We start from the raw sequence: 21,043 nt of genomic DNA on the forward strand, positions 1-21,043 counted from the left end.
CTGCGCACGGCCCCCCTACGCCCGCTTGTAAGGAACCTGCCTCATGAACCACGACGTCATCATCACCTGCGCACTCACCGGTGCTGGCGACACGACCAGCAAAAGCCCACACGTGCCGGTCACCCCCAAACAAATCGCCGCCGCCGCCGTGGAAGCCGCCAAAGCGGGCGCGACCGTTGTGCACTGCCACGTGCGCGACCCGCACACCGGCAAGTTCAGCCGTGACGTGGCGCTGTATCGCGAAGTGATGGAGCGCATCCGCGAGGCCGACATCGACATCATCGTCAACCTCACTGCCGGCATGGGCGGCGACCTGGAGATCGGTGGCGGCGAGAACCCGATGGAATTCGGCCCCAACACCGACCTGGTCGGCCCGCTGACCCGCCTGGCCCACGTCGAAGAACTGCTGCCGGAAATCTGCACCCTGGACTGCGGCACCCTGAACTTCGGCGATGGCGACACCATTTACGTGTCCACCCCGGCCCAACTGCGGGCGGGTGCCAAACGCATCCAGGAGCTGGGCGTAAAGGCCGAGCTGGAGATCTTCGACACCGGTCACCTGTGGTTCGCCAAACAGATGATCAAGGAAGGCCTGCTCGACAACCCGCTGTTCCAGCTGTGCCTGGGCATCCCGTGGGGCGCACCGGCCGACACTACCACCATGAAAGCCATGGTCGACAACCTGCCCGCCGACGCCGTGTGGGCCGGCTTTGGGATTGGCCGCATGCAAATGCCGATGGCGGCGCAAGCGGTGCTGCTGGGCGGCAACGTGCGGGTCGGTCTGGAAGACAACCTGTGGCTGGACAAGGGTGTGCTTGCGACCAACGGCCAGTTGGTGGAACGGGCGAGCGAAATCCTCAGCCGCCTGGGTGCACGGGTCATGACCCCGGCCGAAGGCCGAATCAAGATGGGCTTGACCAAGCGCGGTTAATTGCGGCTACCACTTTTCTAGGAATTTGCCATGAGCTTTATCACCGAAATCAAAACCTTCGCCGCCCTCGGCAGCGGTGTCATCGGCAGCGGCTGGGTGTCCCGCGCGCTGGCCCATGGCCTGGATGTGGTCGCCTGGGACCCGGCACCCGGTGCCGAAGCTGCGCTGCGCAAGCGCGTCGCCAACGCCTGGGGCGCCCTGGAGAAACAAGGGCTGGCGCCGGGTGCGTCGCAAGAGCGCCTGCGCTTTGTCGACACCATTGAAGAATGCGTGAAAGACGCCGACTTCATCCAGGAAAGCGCCCCGGAACGCCTGGAGCTGAAGCTGGACCTGCACAGCAAGATCAGTGCGGCAGCCAAGCCGAATGCGTTGATCGGTTCAAGCACCTCGGGCCTGTTGCCGAGTGAGTTCTACGAAGGTTCGACCCACCCGGAACGCTGTGTGGTCGGCCACCCGTTCAACCCGGTTTACCTGTTGCCGCTGGTGGAAGTCGTTGGCGGCAAGAACACCGCGCCAGAAGCCATCCAGGCCGCGATCAAGGTGTATGAATCCCTCGGCATGCGCCCGCTGCATGTGCGCAAGGAAGTCCCGGGGTTCATCGCCGATCGCCTGCTCGAAGCGTTGTGGCGTGAAGCATTGCACCTGGTCAATGATGGCGTGGCGACCACCGGCGAGATCGATGACGCAATCCGTTTTGGCGCCGGCCTGCGCTGGTCGTTCATGGGCACGTTCCTCACCTACACCCTGGCGGGCGGCGATGCCGGCATGCGGCACTTCATGGCGCAGTTCGGCCCGGCACTGCAATTGCCGTGGACCTACCTGCCGGCGCCGGAACTGACCGACAAGCTCATTGATGATGTGGTCGACGGCACCAGCGACCAGTTGGGCAAGCACAGCATTTCAGCGCTGGAGCGCTATCGTGATGATTGCCTGCTGGCGGTGCTGGAAGCGGTGAAAACCACCAAGGCCAAGCACGGCATGACCTTCGCTGAATAACGGAACCCCTGACATGCCCGCACTCACCACTTACACCACCCAGGTCCACCCCGACTGGGTGGACTACAACGGCCATCTGCGCGACGCGTTCTACCTGCTGATCTTCAGCTACGCCACCGACGCGCTGATGGACATCCTCGGGCTGGACAGTGAAAACCGCGAAGCCAGCGGCCATTCGCTGTTCACCCTGGAGCTGCACCTGAACTACCTGCACGAAGTGAAACTCGGCGCCGACGTGGAGGTGCATACCCAACTGATCGCCCATGACGCCAAGCGCCTGCACCTCTATCACAGCCTGCACTTGGTGGGGGATGAGAAGGAACTGGCGGGCAACGAACAGATGCTGTTGCACGTTGACCTGGCCGGTCCACACGCCGCGCCATTCACCGAGGCCACCCTGGAAAGACTCACGACCATCAGCGCACAACAGGCCGACCTGCCGCGCCCCGCCCTGCTCGGCCGAGTGATTGGACTGCCGCCCAGAAAACCATAAGGAGCCACCATGCAAACCGCTGCCGCTGTTGCCGATTTCCGTACCTACCCGAAGATCTGCGACCTTGCGCAGGTGCGGGTGCTAAATGATCAGATTCGTGTGCAATGGGCCGATGGGCGGGTCAGCCCGTTTCATCATCAGTGGCTGCGGGACAACTGCCCCTGCGCGGAATGCGTGTACAGCGTGACCCGCGAGCAGGTGCTGGAGATTGTCGATGTGGACGAGCACCTCAGCGCTGTCGACGCACGCATCGATCAAGGCTTGTTGAGCGTGCAATGGAGCGGCGGCCACCGCAGCCAGTACGACCCCGGCTGGCTGCGGGCGCATGCCTACGACGATGAGTCCCGCGCCGAACGCTGGGCGGCGAAGCCCAAACCCCAGCTGTGGGACAGCCGCTTCCAACTGCCGGTGTTCGACTATTCAGCGGTCATGCAAGACCCCCACGCATTGTTGCAGTGGCTGCTGGCGCTACGTGACTGCGGCCTCACGCAAATCCGCGGCGTGCCCACCGAGCCCGGCGCCCTGGCGCTGGTCGCCAAGCGCATTTCATTCATCCGCGAGAGCAACTTCGGCGTGCTGTTCAACGTGCAATCCAAGGCCGATGCCGACAGCAATGCGTACACCGCCTTCAACCTGCCGTTGCACAGTGATTTGCCCACGCGGGAGCTGCAACCGGGCCTGCAGTTTTTGCATTGCCTGGTGAACGATGCCGACGGTGGCGAAAGTATTTTTGTCGATGGGTTTGCCATCGCCTGCGCCCTGCGTACCGAAGACCCCGAAGCGTTCCTGGCGCTGTGCGACATCCCGGTGGAGTTTCGCAACAAGGACCGTCACAGCGACTACCGCCAGTTGGCGCCGATCATTGCGCTGGATGCCTTGGGCGATATCGCGGAGATCCGCATGGCCAATTTTCTACGCGGGCCGTTTGAGACGAGTGTGGAACAGATGCCGTTGCTGTATCGCGCCTATCGGCGCTTTATCGCGATGACGCGGGAAGATCGCTTTCGTGTGGTGCAGCGCCTGAACCCCGGTGAGCTGTGGTGCTTCGATAACCGCCGCACGTTGCATGCGCGTCATGCTTTTGACCCGGCTTCCGGGGCTCGGCATTTTCAAGGGTGTTATATCGATAGGGATGAGTTGCTCTCGCGCATTTTGGTGTTGCAACGGTAGACCGTGGCGCGCCCTTCGCGAGCAAGCCCGCCCCACAAAAAAGCCCCGATCCAGCCGTGACTGGATCGAGGCAGAGGGCCTTGTGTGAGCGTGACATCCCGAGGGTGACCAAACCTTCAAGCTGTTTGCTGATAGTCAGTGTGCCCATTACCGCCTTCGTTAAATGGCCCGAAAACGACATGCTCATAGCCATCTGAGGCATTCGTGCAATCTGCGCTTGCCGCCCCCTTGGGTGGCTACCAGAATCCCAGTCAGACACCCGTTCACCTCACCAGGATAAACGTCATGATGCACGCGGATTTGATTGACCAGGATGACCTGCTGGGCCAACTGCGCTCGCTGGGTTTCGAAGTGTCCAGCGGCGCCACTGCCGAGCAGGCCTGCGAGTGCGCGGTACGCGGCTTGAGCGAGGCACGGGCCAAGGCGCTCAAGGGCATGGTGGAGCAGATGTACACCGGCAGTGCGACGATTCTGCCGGCCGTGCGCCAGGCAATCGACAAGCAGTTGTTGCCGGCACTGGTGCAGTTCAAGCAGAACTCTGGCGCCTGATAGATTGCTATCGGGGGCAAGCCCCCTTCCACCTTTGACTGTGTTCACCCATCCAAATGTGGGAGGGGGCTTGCCCCCGATGCAGAAACCTCGGTCTAGAGCCTTACGCTGGCAAACGTCGACTCATTGCGCGCCTGACTCAACGCCGACATCGGCCCCGACAACGGCGACAACACCAGCGCCTGTGGAATTGGCATCATCGCCACCTGTTGGGTGGTGTTGGAGCCGACGCGTTCATCCCGTGGCGGAATGCCGAAATATTCGCGGTAGCATTTGGAGAAGTGTGGCGTGGACACAAACCCGCACACCGACGCCACTTCGATGATCGACATCGGCGTTTGCTTGAGCAACTGCCGTGCACGGATCAGGCGCAGCTTGAGGTAGTAACGCGACGGCGAGCAATGCAGGTACTTCTGAAACAACCGCTCCAACTGGCGACGTGAGACGGCGACGTATACCGCCAGTTCATCCAGGTCGATCGGTTCTTCCAGATTGGCTTCCATCAGCGCGACGATTTCCTGAAGCTTCGGCTGGTTGGTGCCGAGCATGTGCTTGAGCGGCACGCGCTGGTGGTCTTGCTCGTTGCGGATGCGTTCGTACACAAACATCTCGGAGATGGCGGCCGACAGTTCGCGACCGTGATCTCGGCTGATCAGGTGCAGCATCATGTCCAGCGGCGCGGTGCCGCCCGAGCTGGTGAAGCGGTTGCGGTCGAGGGTAAACAGGCGTGTGCTCATGGCCACGCGGGGGAAGGCTTCCTGCATCGAAGCCAGGCATTCCCAATGCACACTGCAATCAAAACCATCGAGCAGACCGGCGCAAGCCAAGGCCCAACTGCCGGTGCATACCGCGCCCAAGCGGCGCGATTGGCGTGCCTGGCTTTGCAGCCACGACACATGTTCACGGGTCACGGTACGCTGGATACCCACACCCCCGCACACGATCACGGTGTCCAGGGCGGGCGCTTTGTGCATGGAAGCATCGGGAGTGATTTGCAGACCGTCGCTGGCCCACACCTGGTTTCCATCGACGCTCAAGGTCGTCCAGCGATACAGCTCGCGGCCGGAGAGCTGGTTGGCCATGCGCAGCGGTTCGACTGCGGAGGCCAGGGAAATCAGCGTGAAATTGTCCAGCAGCAAAAAGCCGATGGATTGAGGCGCACGGTTCTGGGGTTGGGCCCCGGAGTTGAACGACGTCATCGCGGTATCTCCTCACACAAAGCGGGTGATGGCCTCAGGCGAGGCTCTTGTTATTGCGCTCTTCATCCGGCGAGGAGAGAGGCTTTGAATTGATAGAGCAAATGCCATGCCTAAATTTGAATGGCCGTCCAATAACTCCTAAAAACGACCTCATGACGCGTCTAAATAAGCCCGCGCCGCACGTACGGTTATGGCTGGAATTGGCCGTAGGAACACGCCCGGGCAAGGTGTGTGAGCAGATCGGTAGCACTTGTGGGAAGGCGCTTTGCGGGTGTGGGAGAAGTCTGTCACCCAAAGCGCGGGAGGTCAGTGGTCAGGTCGAAAATCGTTCGCAAGCTACTTATCTATTTGCGACGCGCTAAAAGGTGGCGCTTTTGGTTGGGGTGTTCACTTTTTGCGCAGCGGCGCCTGGATGATTGCTATCGGGGGCGAGCCCCCTCCCACCTTTGACTGTGTTCACCAATCCAAATGTGGGAGGGGGCTTGCCCCCGATGCAGGCAACTCGGTCTCAGCACTCCACCGCGCTGACCGCCAACCCACCGCGCGATGTCTCTTTGTACTTGTCATGCATGTCCGCCCCGGTATCGCGCATGGTGCGGATCACCCGGTCCAGGGAGATAAAGTGCTGGCCGTCGCCGCGCAGCGCCATTTGCGCCGCGTTGATCGCCTTCACCGCCGCGATTGCGTTGCGCTCGATGCACGGCACCTGCACCAAGCCGCCCACCGGGTCGCAGGTCAGCCCCAGGTTGTGTTCCAGGCCGATTTCGGCAGCATTGCACAGTTGCTCCGGCGTGGCGCCGAGGATCTCGGCCAGCCCGGCGGCGGCCATGGCGCAGGCAGAGCCCACTTCGCCCTGGCAGCCGACTTCGGCGCCGGAGATCGAGGCGTTCTTCTTGCACAGAATGCCCACCGCCGCCGCACCGAGCAGGTAGTCGACCACATTGGCCTCGGTGACTTCTTCGCTGAATTTCATGAAGTAATGCAGCACCGCCGGGATGATCCCGGCAGCGCCGTTGGTGGGCGCCGTGACCATGCGTCCACCGGCGGCGTTTTCTTCGTTCACCGCCAGGGCGAACAGGTTGACCCATTCCATGGCACTCAGGGTCGAACCAATCACATTGGGCTTGTTCAACTCCTGCAGGCTGCGGTGCAACTTGGCGGCACGCCGGCGCACGTTGAGGCCGCCGGGAAGGATGCCTTCGTGCTTGAGACCCTGTTCCACGCAATCCTGCATGGCGCGCCAGAGTTTCATCAGGCCGCTGCGGATTTCATCTTCAGAGCGCCAGACCTTCTCGTTGGCCATCATCAACTCGGCCACGCGCAGGTTGTGGGTCTTGCACAGCTGCAACAGCTCCACCGCGCTGGAAAAGTCGTAAGGCAATTCGGTGCGGTCCATATCGGCCACGCCGCTTTGCGCCTGGGCTTCATCCACCACGAAACCGCCACCCACCGAATAGTAGGTGTCGCGGTGCAGCTCGCCGTTGTCACCCGACACCACCAGGGTCATGGCGTTGGGATGGAACGGCAGGTTTTCGTCGAGCAGGCGCATGTCCCGGGCCCAGACAAAGGGCACCGGCAAGCGCCCGTCGAGCAGCAGGGTGTCGGTCTCGCGCAGGGTGTGGATGCGTTGGCCGATCTGCGAAGGGTCGATGGCGTCCGGCCATTCGCCCATCAGGCCCATGATGGTCGCGGTGTCGCTGCCATGGCCGATGCCGGTGGCCGACAGCGAGCCATACAGCTGAACTTCGACGCGCCGCACTTGTTCCAACAGATCACGTTCACGCAACCCTTGAACGAACAACGCCGCGGCGCGCATGGGGCCGACGGTATGAGAACTCGAAGGCCCGATGCCGATCTTGAACAGGTCGAAAACACTGATAGCCATTAACGTGGAACTCCGCAGGTGAACAGGCCGGACACCAACGAGCTGCTACGCTCAGATCGCCCAGATGGCGGCATCATCAAGCTTTTACTTGCCGTCACGGCGTCTCACACCGACGCACCCATGCTCACCAGCGTCGCGCCTGTGCGATCACCGGTTTTGGCCGTTTTTAGCGGTGCAGATGGGCAAAAACTGCAGTTTTGCCTTGGGAAAAACCTGTAAGCGACGTCACCGACACTGGATACGACCCTCCCTGTACTGGATACGACGCCCCCTGTAGGCGTCAGATTTTCACTGGTACATGATCAGTCTCGACTCGTTTGCAAGGCACCGTGCCAGAGCTGTTGTCGCACGCTCCAACCGCAACACTTATAAAGCGCGGCGAACGCCGCCAGAAAAAACACAGGAGTCTAGCCCCATGAAAGCTTCACCCTCGTTGTTGTTGGCCGCCATGCTGAGTCTGCCAGTCGTGGCGCACGCTGCAGAACCGGCACAATGCCAGACCGTCAACTTCTCCGATGTCGGCTGGACCGATATCACCGTCACCACCGCCACCACCAGCGAAATCCTCAAGGGCTTGGGCTACAAGCCACGCACCACGATGATTTCGGTACCCGTGACCTACAAGTCCCTGGCCGACGGCAAGAACATGGACATCTTCCTCGGCAACTGGATGCCGACCATGGAAAACGACATCAAGCAGTACCGCGATGCCGGCACCGTGGAAACCGTGCGCGCCAACCTGGAGAACGCCAAGTACACCCTGGCGGTCCCGGAAGCGCTGTACAACAAAGGCCTGAAGGACTTCGCCGATATCGCCAAATTCAAGGATGAGCTGGGCGGCAAGATCTACGGCATCGAGCCGGGCAACGACGGCAACCGCACCATCCAGACGCTGATCGACAAAGACGCCTTCGGCCTGAAAACCGCCGGTTTCAAAGTCGTCGAGTCCAGCGAAGCCGGCATGCTCTCCCAGGTCGAACGCGCCACCAAGCGCGACCAGGCCATCGTGTTCCTCGGCTGGGAACCGCACCCGATGAACACCCGCTTCAAGATGAAGTACCTGACGGGGGGTGATGATTCCTTCGGCCCCAACTACGGCCAGGCCACCATCTACACCAACACCCGCAAGGGCTACACCCAGGAATGCAGCAACGTGGGTCAGTTGCTGAAGAACCTGGTGTTCACCCTCAACATGGAAAGCACCCTGATGGGTAATGTCCTGGACGACAAGATGAAACCCGACGCCGCGGCGAAAGCCTGGCTGAAGAAGAACCCTCAAGTACTCGACACCTGGCTCGCCGGTGTCACCACCGTTGATGGCAAACCTGGCCTGGAGGCCGTGAAAGCTTACCTCTCCAAGTAATGCCGCTGACCCCGGGGCGGTGCGCTGCCCCGGGATGTTTTCCCTCTTCGCATGTGGACATTCACTACCATGCTGACTGAACAGAAAATCCCACTAGGCCAGTACATCGCTGCCTTCGTCGAATGGTTGACCCAACACGGCGCCAACTATTTCGACGCGATCGCATCGACACTGGAAACGATGATCCACGGCGTGACGTTTGCGCTGACCTGGTTCAATCCGCTGGCATTGATCGGTCTGATTGCGCTGCTGGCTCACTTTATCCAACGTAAATGGGGACTGACTGTTTTTGTCATCGCCTCCTTCCTGCTGATCCTCAACCTGGGTTACTGGCAGGAAACCATGGAGACCCTGGCGCAGGTGCTGTTCGCCACCCTGGTCTGCGTGGTCATCGGTGTGCCGCTGGGCATTGTTGCCGCGCACAAACCGTTGTTCTACACCATGATGCGGCCGGTGCTCGATCTGATGCAGACCGTACCGACCTTCGTCTACCTCATCCCTACCCTGACCCTCTTCGGGCTGGGTGTGGTGCCCGGGCTGATTTCCACGGTGGTGTTCGCGATTGCCGCGCCGATCCGCCTGACCTACCTGGGTATCCGTGATGTACCGCAAGAGTTGATGGACGCCGGCAAGGCCTTTGGCTGCTCGCGTCGTCAGTTGCTCTCGCGCATTGAACTGCCCCACGCCATGCCGAGCATTGCAGCCGGCATTACCCAATGCATCATGCTGTCGTTGTCGATGGTGGTGATCGCGGCCCTGGTGGGCGCCGACGGCCTCGGCAAGCCGGTGGTCAACGCGCTCAACACCGCTGACATCGCCCTGGGCTTTGAAGCGGGCCTGGCGATCGTCCTGCTGGCCATCATGCTCGACCGCATCTGCAAACAACCCGACGCCAAAGTAGGGGGTGATGCATGAGCATTATCCGATTCGACAAAGTCGACGTGATCTTCTCCAAAGACCCACGCGAAGCGCTCAAGCTGCTGGACCAGGGCATGAGCCGTAACGAGATCCTGAAAAAGACCGGGCAGATTGTCGGCGTGGAAAAAGCCAGCCTGGATATCGAGAAAGGTGAGATCTGCGTGCTGATGGGCCTGTCGGGCTCCGGCAAATCGAGCCTGCTGCGCTGCATCAACGGTCTCAACACCGTGAGCCGTGGCCAGCTGTTCGTGGAGCATGAAGGTCGCCAGATCGACATCGCGTCCTGCACGCCCGCCGAGCTGAAAATGATGCGCACCAAGCGCATCGCCATGGTGTTCCAGAAGTTCGCCCTGATGCCTTGGCTGACGGTGCGCGAAAACATCAGCTTCGGCCTGGAGATGCAGGGCCGCCCAGAGAAAGACCGGCGCAAGCTGGTGGACGAAAAGCTTGAACTGGTGGGCCTGACCCAGTGGCGCAACAAGAAGCCGGACGAACTCTCCGGCGGCATGCAGCAGCGCGTCGGCCTGGCTCGAGCGTTGGCGATGGACGCCGATATCCTGCTGATGGACGAACCCTTCTCCGCCCTCGACCCGCTGATCCGGCAAGGCCTGCAGGACGAGTTGCTGGAACTGCAACGCAAGCTGAGCAAAACCATCGTGTTCGTGAGCCACGACCTCGACGAAGCGCTCAAGCTGGGCAGCCGTATCGCAATCATGAAAGACGGCAAGATCATCCAGTACAGCGTGCCGGAAGAGATCGTGCTGAACCCGGCGGACGACTATGTGCGTACCTTCGTCGCCCACACCAACCCGCTGAACGTGCTGTGCGGTCGCAGCCTGATGCGCACCCTGGACAACTGCAAGCGCGTGAACGGTTCGGTATGCCTGGATCCGGGCGGCGACTCGTGGCTGGACCTGGCCGAAGGCAACACCATCAAGGGCGCCCGCCAGAACGGCGCGGTGATGAACCTGCAGAACTGGGCGCCGGGGCAAGCGGTGGAAGGTTTGGGTCGGTTGCCGACACTGGTGGACTCGAACATCGGCATGCGCGATGCGTTGCAGATTCGTTACCACACCGGCAACAAGCTGGTGTTGCATGACAACAACCAGGTGGTGGGGATTCTGGGAGACAGTGAGCTGTACCACGCCCTCTTGGGCAAGAACCTGGGCTAACACTGCACATCTCACTGTGCAAACAGGTGGTGTCAGTGAGGACACCACCCGTCTTCAACTATCAGCTATAGACCCGGCCAAGGAGTTGCCGATGGCTTTCAAACTGATCGAGCACATCCCGGGTGATCTGTTCCTGGGTGAAGCCCATCAGGTCGTATTCCTGAGGTCCGTTGTGCAGGTATACCTCGGCACGGTAGTAGCGAGTGCGCTCTTCCTCGGGCAGGTCGCTCGGCGCCGACGAGTAGGCATCCAGGCTCACTTCATAGACAAACGGGTTGCCCTCTTCCATCTCGATGCGCACACCGATGCAACGCTTGGACTTACCGAGCAGGGTCTGCACTTCCAAGCCCTGATTACGCAACGCCGTCGCCGCCTCTTCCAACGCCGGCGTCACATGCTTGTCCATGAAACGCTGCACGGTGCCTTGGCTCGGTTGCAGGTCCAGCGCCGTCAGACGCTCGCTGAAACCACGGCGACCACGCTCGGCCAATTGCGCCTGCTCCTGTTCGATGGCCACGTCCTGGCGCATCGCCTTGTGCAAGCCGAACATAAAGAAGATCAGCACCACCGAGAACGGCAGCCCCGCCAGCACCACCATGGTTTGCATGGCTTCGAAGTTGCCGGCAAACAGCAGGCCGATAGTCACCAGGGTGATCACCGCCGACCAGAAGATCCGCAGCCAGTGCGGCGCATCTTCATCCACGTTGCCACCTTTGCACGACAGGTTGGCCATCATCACCGCGCCGGAATCCGCCGGGGTGAGGAACAGCACGAAGCCTACGAAGATCGACACGCCGATAACAATTTTCGACGCAGGGTAATGCTCCAGCAACTGGTAGATGGCCATGGAAGGCTGCTCCAGCGCCGTCTTGCCCAACTCCACCGCACCGTGGTTCAGCACCAGGTCCAGGGCCGAGTTACCGAAGATCGACAACCACGCCAGGGTAAAGCCCAGCGGAATCAGCAGCACGCCGGCCACCAGTTCACGCACCGTGCGACCACGGGAAATCCGCGCGATGAACATGCCCACGAAGGGCGCCCAGGAAATCCACCACGCCCAGTAGAACAGGGTCCACAGGCCCATCCAGCGTTCGGTCTTGTCGGCGTCGCCTTCGTACACGTAGAGGTCGAAGGTTTTCAGGATGATGCCGTTGAGGTAGTCCCCGGTGTTCTGCACCAGGCCGTTGAGCAAATGCAGGGTCGGGCCGAACAACAGCACAAAGATCAACAGGCCGCTGAACAGCACGATGTTGAGGTTGGACAGGCGGCGGATGCCGTTCTCCACGCCCGACACGGCAGCAATGGTCGCCACGGTGCTCATCACGATGATCACGATCAACAGGTTGGTGTTGCTGTGCTGCATGCCGAACAGGTTTTCCAACCCGGACGACACCTGCATCGAACCAATCCCCAGGTTCGTCACCAGGCCCAGCAGGGTCACGAACATGCCGAAACCATCCACCGCGTGGCCGGCCGCGCCTTTCACCCAACGCTCGCCCACCAGCGGGTACAGCGCCGAACGCAGGGCCAGCGGCTGGTTATGGCGATACGCGAAGTACGCCACGGCCAGGCCGACCAGGGCATAGATCGCCCAGCCATGCAGGCCCCAGTGCAGGAAGGTCAGTTGCAGCGCCTGGCGTGCGGCGCCATTGCTGGCGGCTGCGCCTTCGGGCGGGTTGAAGTAATGGTCCAGCGGCTCCGAGGCGCCAAAGTACAGCAGCGAGATGCCGATGCCCGAGGAGAACAACATGCCGGCCCAGGCGCCGTAGCTGAAGTCCGGGGTGTCGTCCTTGCTGCCCAGTTTCAACTTGCCGTAGGACGAAAACGCCAGGCCCACCACAAACACCAGGTAGGCGGCGATGACCACCATGTAGTACCAGCCGAAGCTTTTCGAAAGCCACGCCTGGGCAACACCGAGCATGCGCCCGGCCTCCTGCGGGGCGATGATCAGAATGGCAGTCAACAACAGAATCAGCGCGGTGGAGGTGTAGAACACCCAACCGTTGACCCGCACCTTTTCCGGTGGGGTTTTTATAAGAGAGGCAGAACTCATGGCGCAGATGCTCCGGGCAGTGCGAGAGAGAAACACAAGGCAACGGTTATCCCGGGACATCGATTTTTCGGCAGTCGACGGACGGGTGTTATAAAGACACCCCTTAAATCCCTGTCCCCCACGGGCGCAGTGCCCAGGGACGTTTCAGGGGTTTAACCAGGTGCCGGATGTCGCGCCTGCAGGTGGGAAATACCTGTAGGACGCGACCATTTGTCGCAGATCTTATTCTTTGTTGATTGAACGTTCAATCAAAACAAAATAGACTGGCCATCAAGCCGACGGACGTTTATCGCCCGCCGCAGGCCTAAGGAGAGGTGCTACATGCCCAAGGTCGGTATGCAACCCATACGCCGCCAGCAGTTGATCGAAGCCACGTTGACGGCCATCGATCAGGTCGGAATGGGAGATGCCAGCATTGCGCTGATCGCCCGTTTGGCCGGTGTCTCGAACGGCATCATCAGTCACTACTTCAAGGACAAGAACGGCCTTATTGCAGCGACGATGCGCTACTTGATGAACGCACTGATCGACAACGTCCATGAACGCCGGCAGGCGCTGACGGACGACAGCCCACGGGCGCACCTTCAGGTGATCATCGAGGGCAACTTCGACGCCAGCCAGGTCAACGGACCGGCAATGAAAACCTGGCTGGCCTTCTGGGCCACCAGCATGCACCACCCGTCATTGCACAGGTTGCAGCGGATCAACGATCAACGTCTGTATTCCAACCTGTGCTGCCAGTTCCGCCGAGTGCTGCCGCTGCCGCACGCACGCAAAGCAGCCCGCGGCCTGGCGGCCCTGATCGACGGTTTGTGGTTGCGCGGCGCCCTGTCGGGAGACGCTTTCGACACGGCGCAGGCGCAACGGATCGCTTACGAATACATGGATTTCCAATTGGCCAAGCAGGTGAGTTAGAGCACACATAAACGCTCAACCCCTGAACGCTGCCGCACCGGCTTACGGTACGGCAGTCAACGCCAACCACTTATGCACTTGCGAGGACTTTATGGCCCGTTTCGAACTGCAAAAACTCTACATTGACGGCGGCTACAGCGACGCTGGCAGCGATGCCACCTTCGAAGCCATCAACCCGGCTAACGGTGAAGTTCTCGCCCAAGTGCAACGCGCGACGAAAGAAGACGTTGAACGTGCCGTGGTCAGCGCCGAGAAAGGCCAGAAAATCTGGGCTGCGATGACCGCCATGGAGCGCTCGCGCATCCTGCGTCGTGCCGTCGACATCCTGCGCGAGCGCAACGACGAGCTGGCCGCCCTGGAAACCCTGGACACCGGTAAAGCCTTCTCCGAAACCAAATACGTCGACATCGTTACCGGCGCCGACGTGCTGGAATACTACGCAGGCCTGGTGCCGGCCATCGAAGGCGAGCAGATCCCGCTGCGCGACACCTCGTTCGTCTACACCCGCCGCGAGCCGCTGGGCGTGGTCGCCGGTATCGGCGCGTGGAACTACCCGATCCAGATCGCCCTGTGGAAATCCGCACCGGCCCTGGCCGCCGGCAACGCGATGATCTTCAAGCCAAGCGAAGTCACCTCGCTGACCACGCTGAAACTGGCCGAGATCTACACCGAAGCCGGCGTTCCGGCGGGCGTGTTCAACGTGCTGACCGGCAGCGGCCGTGAAGTCGGCACCTGGCTGACCGAGCACCCTCGCATCGAGAAAGTCTCGTTCACCGGCGGCACCGACACCGGCAAGAAAGTCATGGCGAGCGCGTCGAGCTCCTCGCTCAAGGAAGTGACCATGGAACTGGGCGGCAAGTCGCCGTTGATCGTGTTCGAAGACGCCGACCTGGATCGCGCCGCCGACATCGCGATGATGGCCAACTTCTACAGCTCCGGCCAGGTCTGCACCAACGGCACTCGCGTGTTCGTACCCAAGCACCTGCAAGCGGCATTCGAAGCCAAGATCGTCGAGCGTGTTGCGCGCATCCGCGTCGGCGACCCGCAGGACGACAACACCAACTTCGGCCCGCTGGTCAGCTTCGCCCACATGGAAAGCGTGCTGAGCTACATCGCCAAAGGCAAGGAAGAAGGCGCGCGCGTACTGTGCGGCGGCGACCGCCTGACCGACGGCGACTTCGCCAAAGGCGCCTACGTGGCCCCGACCGTGTTCACCGACTGCACCGACGAAATGACCATCGTCCGTGAAGAAATCTTCGGCCCAGTGATGAGCATCCTCACCTACGAGACCGAAGAAGAAGTGATCCGCCGCGCCAACGACACCGACTTCGGCCTGGCCGCTGGCCTGGTGACCAAAGACCTGAACCGCGCTCACCGCGTGATTCACCAATTGGAAGCGGGTATCTGCTGGATCAACGCCTGGGGCGAATCCGACGCGAAGATGCCGGTCGGTGGCTACAAGCAATCGGGTGTGGGCCGTGAGAACGGCATCAGCTCGCTGAACAACTTCACCCGCATCAAATCGGTACAGGTTGAGCTGGGCGACTACGCCTCGGTGTTCTAAGACCCGGGCCATGTATTGCCTGAGGCCGCCATCGGAGGCAAGCCTCCTCCCACACTTTGATTTGCGAATACATTCAAAAATGTGGGAGGGGGCTTGCCCCCGATGAGGCCCGACCTGACCACACATCAAAGAGGGTGCATCCAATGTCCCAAGAATACGACTACATCATTGTGGGTGCCGGCTCCGCCGGTAACACCCTGGCGACCCGTCTGACCGAAGACGAAGGCGTCACCGTCCTGCTGCTGGAAGCCGGTGGCCCCGACTACCGTTTCGACTTCCGCACGCAAATGCCAGCCGCCCTGGCATTCCCACTGCAAGGCCGCCGCTACAACTGGGCCTACGAAACCGATCCAGAGCCGCACATGGACGGCCGCCGGATGGAATGCGGGCGCGGCAAGGGCCTGGGTGGTTCCTCGCTGATCAACGGCATGTGCTACATCCGTGGCAACGCCATGGACTACGACAACTGGGCGAAGCTGCCGGGCCTGGAAGACTGGACCTACCTCGACTGCCTGCCGTACTTCCGCAAGGCCGAAACCCGCGATATCGGCCCCAACGACTGGCACGGCGGCGATGGCCCGGTCAGCGTGACCACGCCCAAGCCTGGCAACAACCCACTGTTCCACGCGATGGTCGAAGCCGGCGTGCAGGCCGGTTACCCACGTACCGAAGACTTGAACGGCTACCAGCAGGAAGGCTTCGGCCCGATGGACCGTACCGTCACGCCTAAAGGCCGTCGCGCCAGCACCGCACGCGGTTACCTGGACACCGCCAAGAAGCGTTCCACCCTGACCATCGTCACCCACGCCCTCACCGACAAAGTGTTGTTCGAAGGCAAACGTGCGGTTGGCGTGCGTTACCTGATCGGCGCCGCCGAAGAGCGCGTCGAAGCCCGCGCCCGTAAGGAAGTGCTGGTGTGCAGCGGCGCCATCGCTTCGCCGCAATTGCTGCAACGCTCCGGTGTCGGCCCGGCCAAACTGCTGGAAAGCCTCGACATCCCGGTGGTCCACGACCTGCCAGGCGTCGGTGAAAACCTGCAGGACCACCTTGAGCTGTACCTGCAATACGCCTGCACCCAGCCCGTGTCGCTGTACCCGTCGCTGCTCTGGTACAACCAGCCGGCCATTGGTGCCGAGTGGCTGTTCAACGGTACCGGCATCGGCGCCAGCAACCAGTTCGAAGCGGGCGGGTTCATCCGCACCCGTGAAGAGTTCGAATGGCCGAACATCCAGTACCACTTCCTGCCGGTGGCGATTAACTACAACGGCAGCAACGGTGTGAAAGAGCACGGCTTCCAGGCGCACATGGGCTCCATGCGCTCGCCGAGCCGTGGCCGCATCCAGTTGAAGTCGAAGAACCCACGGGACTACCCGAGCATCCTCTTCAACTACATGGCCACCGAGCAGGACTGGCAGGAATTTCGCGACGGCATCCGCCTGACCCGTGAAATCATGCAGCAGCCGGCGCTGGACCCCTACCGTGGCCGCGAAATCAGCCCGGGTATCGATGTGCAAACCGATGAGCAACTGGACAAGTTCATCCGTGAGCACGCCGAAACGGCGTTCCACCCGTCCTGCTCGTGCAAGATGGGCACCGACGAAATGGCAGTAGTCGATGGCGAAGGCCGCGTGCATGGCATGCAGGGTCTGCGTGTAGTCGATGCGTCGATCATGCCGATCATCACCACCGGCAACCTGAACGCGCCAACAATCATGATCGCCGAGAAAATCGCCGACAAGATCCGTGGCCGCAAGCCATTGCCACGCAGCACCGCCGACTACTACGTGGCAGGCGACGCGCCGGTACGTGGCAAGCCGCTGCGTGAAGTGGGCCCTACCGCGCAGTAACGGATACACCGCGGTGTTCCCATCGGGGGCAAGCCCCCTCCCACATTTTTGACCGTGTGAACCCGATCAAGTGTGGGAGGGGGCTTGCCCCCGAAGAGGCCCGACCAGTCACTGCAAAACCCCTCCTTGATCAGCTACTCTGTCTGCCTGCCCGCGACGAGCCGCCCACAAGGAAGGCCCCATGTTCGACCACCACGCTACACTCAAACAGCATTTCAGTGCCCTGCGCACCCGCGCCGAATTCTTCTCGCTGCGCTACGTACGCGAATCCGGCCAATACCTGGCCGTACGCAAGAACGTCGCCGAACCGCCCCACCTGAGCCACGACGAGGGCGCCATGCTCACCGTGCGTCTCAACGGTGTGGAAGCCTACGCCGCGACCAACGACATTTCCCTCGCCGGTCTGCAAGCCGCCCTTGAGCGTGCCGAACAACAAGCCCGCCTGATCAGCCCCCACGCCTTGCTCGACCTGCGCGCGCAACACGTCTCCAGTGACGTCGCCGATTACCTGTCGCCCGAGCTTCAACAGCCCTTCCCGTCCCTGAGCGATTGCTACCAGTTGCTCGGCAGCGAATCGGCCTCCGTGCCCAAGGACGAGCGCCTGGTGAGCTGGGAAGTCAGCCTGGGCCTGACCCACGTCGAGCAGATCTACCTGAACAATGCCGGTGCCCAGTTGCGCCAGGCCCAGCGCTTTGTATTCCCCGGCGTCAACGTCACCGCCTACGACGGTGATGACAGCCAGACCCGCACCCTCGGCGGCAGCAACTTCGGCCAGCAAGGCGGGTTCGACGTGATCAGCCGCTTCGGCCTGGTCGGCGCCGCGCCTCGCATCGCCGATGAGGCCCTGCAACTGCTGGCCGCGCCGAACACGCCCAACGGTCCGCGTGACCTGCTGTTGATGCCCGACCAGATGATCCTGCAGATCCACGAATCCATCGGCCACCCCCTGGAACTGGACCGCATCCTCGGCGACGAGCGCAATTACGCCGGCACCAGCTTTGTGAAGGCCAGCGACTTCGGCCACCTGCAATACGGCTCCCCGCTGCTGAACGTGACCTTCGACCCGGACATTCCCGAGCAACTGGCCAGCTACGGCCACGATGACGAAGGCACCAAAGCCAGCAAGCAATTCCTGATCCGTGAGGGGCTGCTGCTCAAACCCCTCGGTGGAGCGCTGTCGCAATTTCGCGCGGGTATGCAAGGCGTGGCCAACAGCCGGGCCAGCAGTTGGAACCGCGCGCCCATCGATCGCATGGCCAACTTGAATATCGAAGCAGGCGACAAGAGCCTCGCGCAACTGATCGGCGGCATCGAAAACGGCATCCTGATGTCGACCAACCGCTCGTGGTCCATCGACGATGCGCGCAATAAATTCCAGTTCGGCTGCGAATGGGGCCAACTGATCGAAAATGGCGAGTTGAAAGGCGTGGTGAAAAACCCCAACTACCGGGCCATTTCCGCGAACTTCTGGCGCAATCTCAGCGCCGTCGGCGATGCCAGTACGTTCAAGGTGCTGGGTACACCGAACTGCGGCAAAGGCGAACCCAACCAGGTGATTCGCGTCGGCCATGCGTCGCCGGCCTGCGTATTCAGTGATGTCGACGTATTTGGGGGAGATGCCTGATGAACAATTTCAAGGCACTGGTGGAGTGGCTCAAGCAGGCCATCACCGACAACGAACAATTCCACCTCGGCTATGCGGATGAAGCCTCCGAATTCGTACGCTTCAACCACGCGAAGGTGCGCCAGGCCGGCCAGGTGCAACAAGCCAGCCTCTCCCTGAAACTGATCAACGATGGCCGCCATGCCGACCTGGGCATCACCTTGTCCGGCGAAGCGGGGCTGGACCGCCAACGCCTGGCCGACGGCCTGCAACAACTGCGCGACACCTTGCCGTTGCTACCCAAGGACCCGTACCTGCTGCTCAACCACAATGCCTGGCAAAGCAGCAACGAACAAACGCGACCGCTGCCGGACCTGGCCCGGGTGTTGGAAGACATCAGCCAGGCTGCTGAAGGTATTGATCTGGTCGGTTTCTACGCTGCCGGCCCGATCAGCCGTGGCTTTGCCAGCTCGGACGGCGCGTTCGGCTGGCACCGCGCCAACAGCTTCAACTTCGACTTCAGCCTGTTCCACGCCAATGGTGAAGCGGTCAAGGCCAGCTATGCCGGGCACACCTGGAACAGCGCCGAGTTCGCCGCGCGCTTCCAGCAAGCCCGCGAGCAACTGGAATTCCTTGGCCGCCCGCTGCACACGCTGGCACCCGGGCAGTACCGCGCCTACCTCGCCCCGGCGGCGCTGGAAGAAATCATCAGCCTCATCACCTGGGGTGGTTTTTCCGCCCAGGCCATTGCCAGTAAAGGCAGTTCGCTGCAAAAGCTGTATGCCGGTGAACAATCCCTGAGCCCGCTGGTGACCGTGGACGAACAGATCAGCGGCTCCCTGAGCCAGGCGTTTTCCACCGAAGGCTATCCGCGCAGTGACGTGACACTGATCAGTGCGGGCAAAGGCGAAGGCCAGTTGATCAACTCGCGCAGCGCCGCCGAATACGGCCTGAGCACCAACGGCGCCAGCAGCGACGAATCCCCCAGCGCCTTGCAGATGGCCGCCGGCAACCTGGCCCAGGCCGATATCCTCAAGCAATTGGGCACCGGGCTGTACATCAGCAACCTGTGGTATTTGAACTACTCGGACCTGCCGGCGGCGCGCCTGACCGGCATGACACGCTTCGCCACGTTCTGGGTGGAAGACGGCGAGATCAAGGCACCGGTCAGCACCATGCGCTTTGATGACAGCGTGTACAACCTGCTCGGCTCGCAGCTGGAAGCCCTGACCGCTGAGCGGGAATTGCTGCTCTCGGCCAGCACCTACAGCCAGCGCAACACCGCTTCCAACCTGTTGCCGGGAGCCCTGGTCAAACGCCTGACCCTCACCCTGTAAACCCCATCCTTCGTGGGCGCCGGCTTGCCGGCTCCTACAGGGGATTTACCTGCGCCGTAGCGAAGCTTCCCTTCTCCACACTTTGGCCATTCGGCCTGTTGTTCACCTCCAGATTCCTCGTTATAAGGGTTAGTGGCACCCCGCCACCCCACCCACGAGAGCATGGCCTTGCCCGGGAAGGGCAAGCTGGAGCGTTGACATGAACCATGGAAGTTTTGTCATAGAGAAGCTGTTCAAGCACTACAACGTTCATGTTGAGCAGCTAGGAAACGATTCGGAAAAAAAGACCGTCCTGATGGTCAACGGCGCGCTGTCCACCACGCGTTCCTTCGCCCGCACCAGCAAATGCCTGGCCGGGCATTTCAATGTACTGCTGTTCGACCTGCCGTTCTCCGGCTATTCCCGGGAACACAACGCCGAACTGGACCTGGTCACCAAGGACGACGAGGTGCAGATGCTGCGCGCCCTGGTCGAGCGCTTCCAGGTCAACCACCTGGTGTCGGCCTCCTGGGGCGGCATCTCGACGTTGCTGACCCTGGCCCATAACCCGCCGTCCATCGAAAGCTCGGTGGTGATGGCCCTGGCGCCCAGCCTCAACCAGGCCATGCTCGATTATGTGGAGCGCGTGCGCGTGCTGATCGAGGCCGATGACAAGTCCGCGGTCGGCCACTTGCTCAACGAGACCGTGGGCAAGTACCTGTCGCCCCGCCTCAAGCGCAACAACCACCGGCACTTGTCGAGCATGGCCACCACCGAATACCGCCAGGCGCGTTTTCACATCCATCAGGTATTGGCCTTGGGCGACGGCAACTACCTGCCGACACTCAAGCAGATTGAAACACCGGTGCACTTCCTCAACGGCGCACTCGACGAATACACCCCCGCCGCCGAAGCGCAATTGTTCAAGCAGTACGTAGGGCGCAGCAGCTTTGCCGTGGCCGAACACACTGGCCACTTGCTCGACCTCGAATCCAACGAAGCCGCCGCAGCGGTACACCGTGAACTGCTGGATTTCCTGGTGGGAAAAAGCACCCCGGTTGGCGCATAA

The 21,043-nt window shown here is 61.5% G+C and carries 17 protein-coding genes; 14 read left to right on the top strand and 3 right to left on the bottom strand.

The window, feature by feature from the left end:
- The first annotated feature begins 43 nt into the window (after positions 1-43).
- The 5 genes from cdhC to LUU92_RS26715 all read left to right on the top strand — a co-directional run bounded on the left by cdhC (position 44) and on the right by LUU92_RS26715 (position 4,139).
- Complete coding sequence (gene cdhC / locus LUU92_RS26695) at positions 44-931, top strand: 3-dehydrocarnitine:acetyl-CoA trimethylamine transferase CdhC (RefSeq protein WP_257102865.1); 888 nt, start codon at positions 44-46, stop codon at positions 929-931.
- A 30-nt stretch (positions 932-961) separates the two neighbouring features.
- On the top strand, positions 962-1,927 hold the full coding sequence (locus tag LUU92_RS26700; RefSeq protein ID WP_222540557.1) for an L-carnitine dehydrogenase: 966 nt from the start codon (positions 962-964) through the stop codon (positions 1,925-1,927).
- A gap of 13 nt (positions 1,928-1,940) precedes the next feature.
- Positions 1,941-2,420, top strand: a complete 480-nt coding sequence (locus LUU92_RS26705) for a thioesterase family protein (protein ID WP_257102866.1) — start codon at positions 1,941-1,943, stop codon at positions 2,418-2,420.
- Between the two features lie 9 nt (positions 2,421-2,429).
- The gene (locus LUU92_RS26710; RefSeq protein ID WP_093514140.1) at positions 2,430-3,590 is read left to right on the top strand and encodes a gamma-butyrobetaine dioxygenase; all 1,161 of its coding nucleotides are present in this window, start codon (positions 2,430-2,432) and stop codon (positions 3,588-3,590) included.
- Between the two features lie 285 nt (positions 3,591-3,875).
- A complete protein-coding gene (locus LUU92_RS26715) occupies positions 3,876-4,139 on the top strand; it encodes a hypothetical protein (protein ID WP_010207120.1) in 264 nt (87 codons plus the stop codon).
- Between the two features lie 95 nt (positions 4,140-4,234).
- Here the strand turns inward: LUU92_RS26715 and gbdR are convergent, their stop codons facing one another.
- Positions 4,235-5,338, bottom strand: a complete 1,104-nt coding sequence (gene gbdR / locus LUU92_RS26720) for a choline metabolism transcriptional regulator GbdR (protein WP_005792167.1) — start codon at positions 5,336-5,338, stop codon at positions 4,235-4,237.
- 508 nt (positions 5,339-5,846) lie between these two features.
- The gene (locus tag LUU92_RS26725; protein ID WP_071490309.1) at positions 5,847-7,223 is read right to left on the bottom strand and encodes an L-serine ammonia-lyase; all 1,377 of its coding nucleotides are present in this window, start codon (positions 7,221-7,223) and stop codon (positions 5,847-5,849) included.
- Between the two features lie 415 nt (positions 7,224-7,638).
- Between LUU92_RS26725 and LUU92_RS26730 the strand changes: the two genes are divergently transcribed.
- From LUU92_RS26730 to choV, 3 genes are all read left to right on the top strand, one after another.
- A complete protein-coding gene (locus LUU92_RS26730; RefSeq protein ID WP_071490310.1) occupies positions 7,639-8,586 on the top strand; it encodes a choline ABC transporter substrate-binding protein in 948 nt (315 codons plus the stop codon).
- Positions 8,587-8,655: 69 nt separating this feature from the next.
- Entirely contained in the window at positions 8,656-9,501 is an 846-nt protein-coding gene (choW, locus tag LUU92_RS26735; protein ID WP_016972877.1) for a choline ABC transporter permease subunit, read from the top strand.
- Entirely contained in the window at positions 9,498-10,676 is a 1,179-nt protein-coding gene (gene choV, locus LUU92_RS26740; protein ID WP_058426626.1) for a choline ABC transporter ATP-binding protein, read from the top strand. The genes choW and choV overlap by 4 nt, the downstream gene beginning before the upstream one ends.
- Before the next feature lie 61 nt (positions 10,677-10,737).
- Here choV and LUU92_RS26745 read toward each other — a convergent pair whose 3' ends face one another.
- Positions 10,738-12,672 (bottom strand): BCCT family transporter, encoded by a 1,935-nt coding sequence (locus LUU92_RS26745; RefSeq protein ID WP_231999537.1) that lies wholly within the window; start codon positions 12,670-12,672, stop codon positions 10,738-10,740.
- Between the two features lie 378 nt (positions 12,673-13,050).
- Between LUU92_RS26745 and betI the strand changes: the two genes are divergently transcribed.
- The 6 genes from betI to LUU92_RS26775 all read left to right on the top strand — a co-directional run bounded on the left by betI (position 13,051) and on the right by LUU92_RS26775 (position 21,043).
- Positions 13,051-13,644, top strand: coding sequence for a transcriptional regulator BetI (gene betI / locus LUU92_RS26750; RefSeq protein ID WP_017735982.1), 594 nt, complete (start codon positions 13,051-13,053; stop codon positions 13,642-13,644).
- Positions 13,645-13,735: 91 nt separating this feature from the next.
- Positions 13,736-15,208 carry a betaine-aldehyde dehydrogenase gene (gene betB, locus LUU92_RS26755; protein WP_257102867.1) on the top strand — a complete coding sequence of 491 codons (1,473 nt, stop codon included), beginning with the start codon at positions 13,736-13,738 and terminating at the stop codon, positions 15,206-15,208.
- 143 nt (positions 15,209-15,351) lie between these two features.
- The gene (gene betA, locus LUU92_RS26760; RefSeq protein WP_071490313.1) at positions 15,352-17,055 is read left to right on the top strand and encodes a choline dehydrogenase; all 1,704 of its coding nucleotides are present in this window, start codon (positions 15,352-15,354) and stop codon (positions 17,053-17,055) included.
- 181 nt (positions 17,056-17,236) lie between these two features.
- Complete coding sequence (locus LUU92_RS26765; protein ID WP_257102868.1) at positions 17,237-18,679, top strand: TldD/PmbA family protein; 1,443 nt, start codon at positions 17,237-17,239, stop codon at positions 18,677-18,679.
- Positions 18,679-19,995, top strand: a complete 1,317-nt coding sequence (locus tag LUU92_RS26770) for a TldD/PmbA family protein (RefSeq protein WP_257102869.1) — start codon at positions 18,679-18,681, stop codon at positions 19,993-19,995. Before LUU92_RS26765 ends, LUU92_RS26770 begins: the two co-directional genes overlap by 1 nt.
- A gap of 199 nt (positions 19,996-20,194) precedes the next feature.
- Positions 20,195-21,043, top strand: coding sequence for an alpha/beta fold hydrolase (locus tag LUU92_RS26775; protein WP_071490316.1), 849 nt, complete (start codon positions 20,195-20,197; stop codon positions 21,041-21,043).

The sequence above is a fragment of the Pseudomonas extremorientalis genome (genome assembly GCF_024584605.1).
GTDB classification, from domain to species: domain Bacteria; phylum Pseudomonadota; class Gammaproteobacteria; order Pseudomonadales; family Pseudomonadaceae; genus Aquipseudomonas; species Aquipseudomonas extremorientalis.

Excerpts from the sequence above, each read along its gene's own strand:
- betI (WP_017735982.1), top strand. The coding sequence starts at position 13,051 with ATGCCCAAGGTCGGTATGCAACCCATACGCCGCCAGCAGTTGATCGAA.
- LUU92_RS26770 (WP_257102869.1), top strand. The coding sequence starts at position 18,679 with ATGAACAATTTCAAGGCACTGGTGGAGTGGCTCAAGCAGGCCATCACC.
- LUU92_RS26775 (WP_071490316.1), top strand. The coding sequence starts at position 20,195 with ATGAACCATGGAAGTTTTGTCATAGAGAAGCTGTTCAAGCACTACAAC.
- betA (WP_071490313.1), top strand. The coding sequence starts at position 15,352 with ATGTCCCAAGAATACGACTACATCATTGTGGGTGCCGGCTCCGCCGGT.
- choW (WP_016972877.1), top strand. The coding sequence starts at position 8,656 with ATGCTGACTGAACAGAAAATCCCACTAGGCCAGTACATCGCTGCCTTC.
- LUU92_RS26715 (WP_010207120.1), top strand. The coding sequence starts at position 3,876 with ATGATGCACGCGGATTTGATTGACCAGGATGACCTGCTGGGCCAACTG.
- LUU92_RS26730 (WP_071490310.1), top strand. The coding sequence starts at position 7,639 with ATGAAAGCTTCACCCTCGTTGTTGTTGGCCGCCATGCTGAGTCTGCCA.
- LUU92_RS26705 (WP_257102866.1), top strand. The coding sequence starts at position 1,941 with ATGCCCGCACTCACCACTTACACCACCCAGGTCCACCCCGACTGGGTG.
- betB (WP_257102867.1), top strand. The coding sequence starts at position 13,736 with ATGGCCCGTTTCGAACTGCAAAAACTCTACATTGACGGCGGCTACAGC.
- LUU92_RS26700 (WP_222540557.1), top strand. The coding sequence starts at position 962 with ATGAGCTTTATCACCGAAATCAAAACCTTCGCCGCCCTCGGCAGCGGT.
- LUU92_RS26765 (WP_257102868.1), top strand. The coding sequence starts at position 17,237 with ATGTTCGACCACCACGCTACACTCAAACAGCATTTCAGTGCCCTGCGC.
- choV (WP_058426626.1), top strand. The coding sequence starts at position 9,498 with ATGAGCATTATCCGATTCGACAAAGTCGACGTGATCTTCTCCAAAGAC.
- LUU92_RS26710 (WP_093514140.1), top strand. The coding sequence starts at position 2,430 with ATGCAAACCGCTGCCGCTGTTGCCGATTTCCGTACCTACCCGAAGATC.
- gbdR (WP_005792167.1), bottom strand. The coding sequence starts at position 5,338 with ATGACGTCGTTCAACTCCGGGGCCCAACCCCAGAACCGTGCGCCTCAA.
- LUU92_RS26725 (WP_071490309.1), bottom strand. The coding sequence starts at position 7,223 with ATGGCTATCAGTGTTTTCGACCTGTTCAAGATCGGCATCGGGCCTTCG.
- cdhC (WP_257102865.1), top strand. The coding sequence starts at position 44 with ATGAACCACGACGTCATCATCACCTGCGCACTCACCGGTGCTGGCGAC.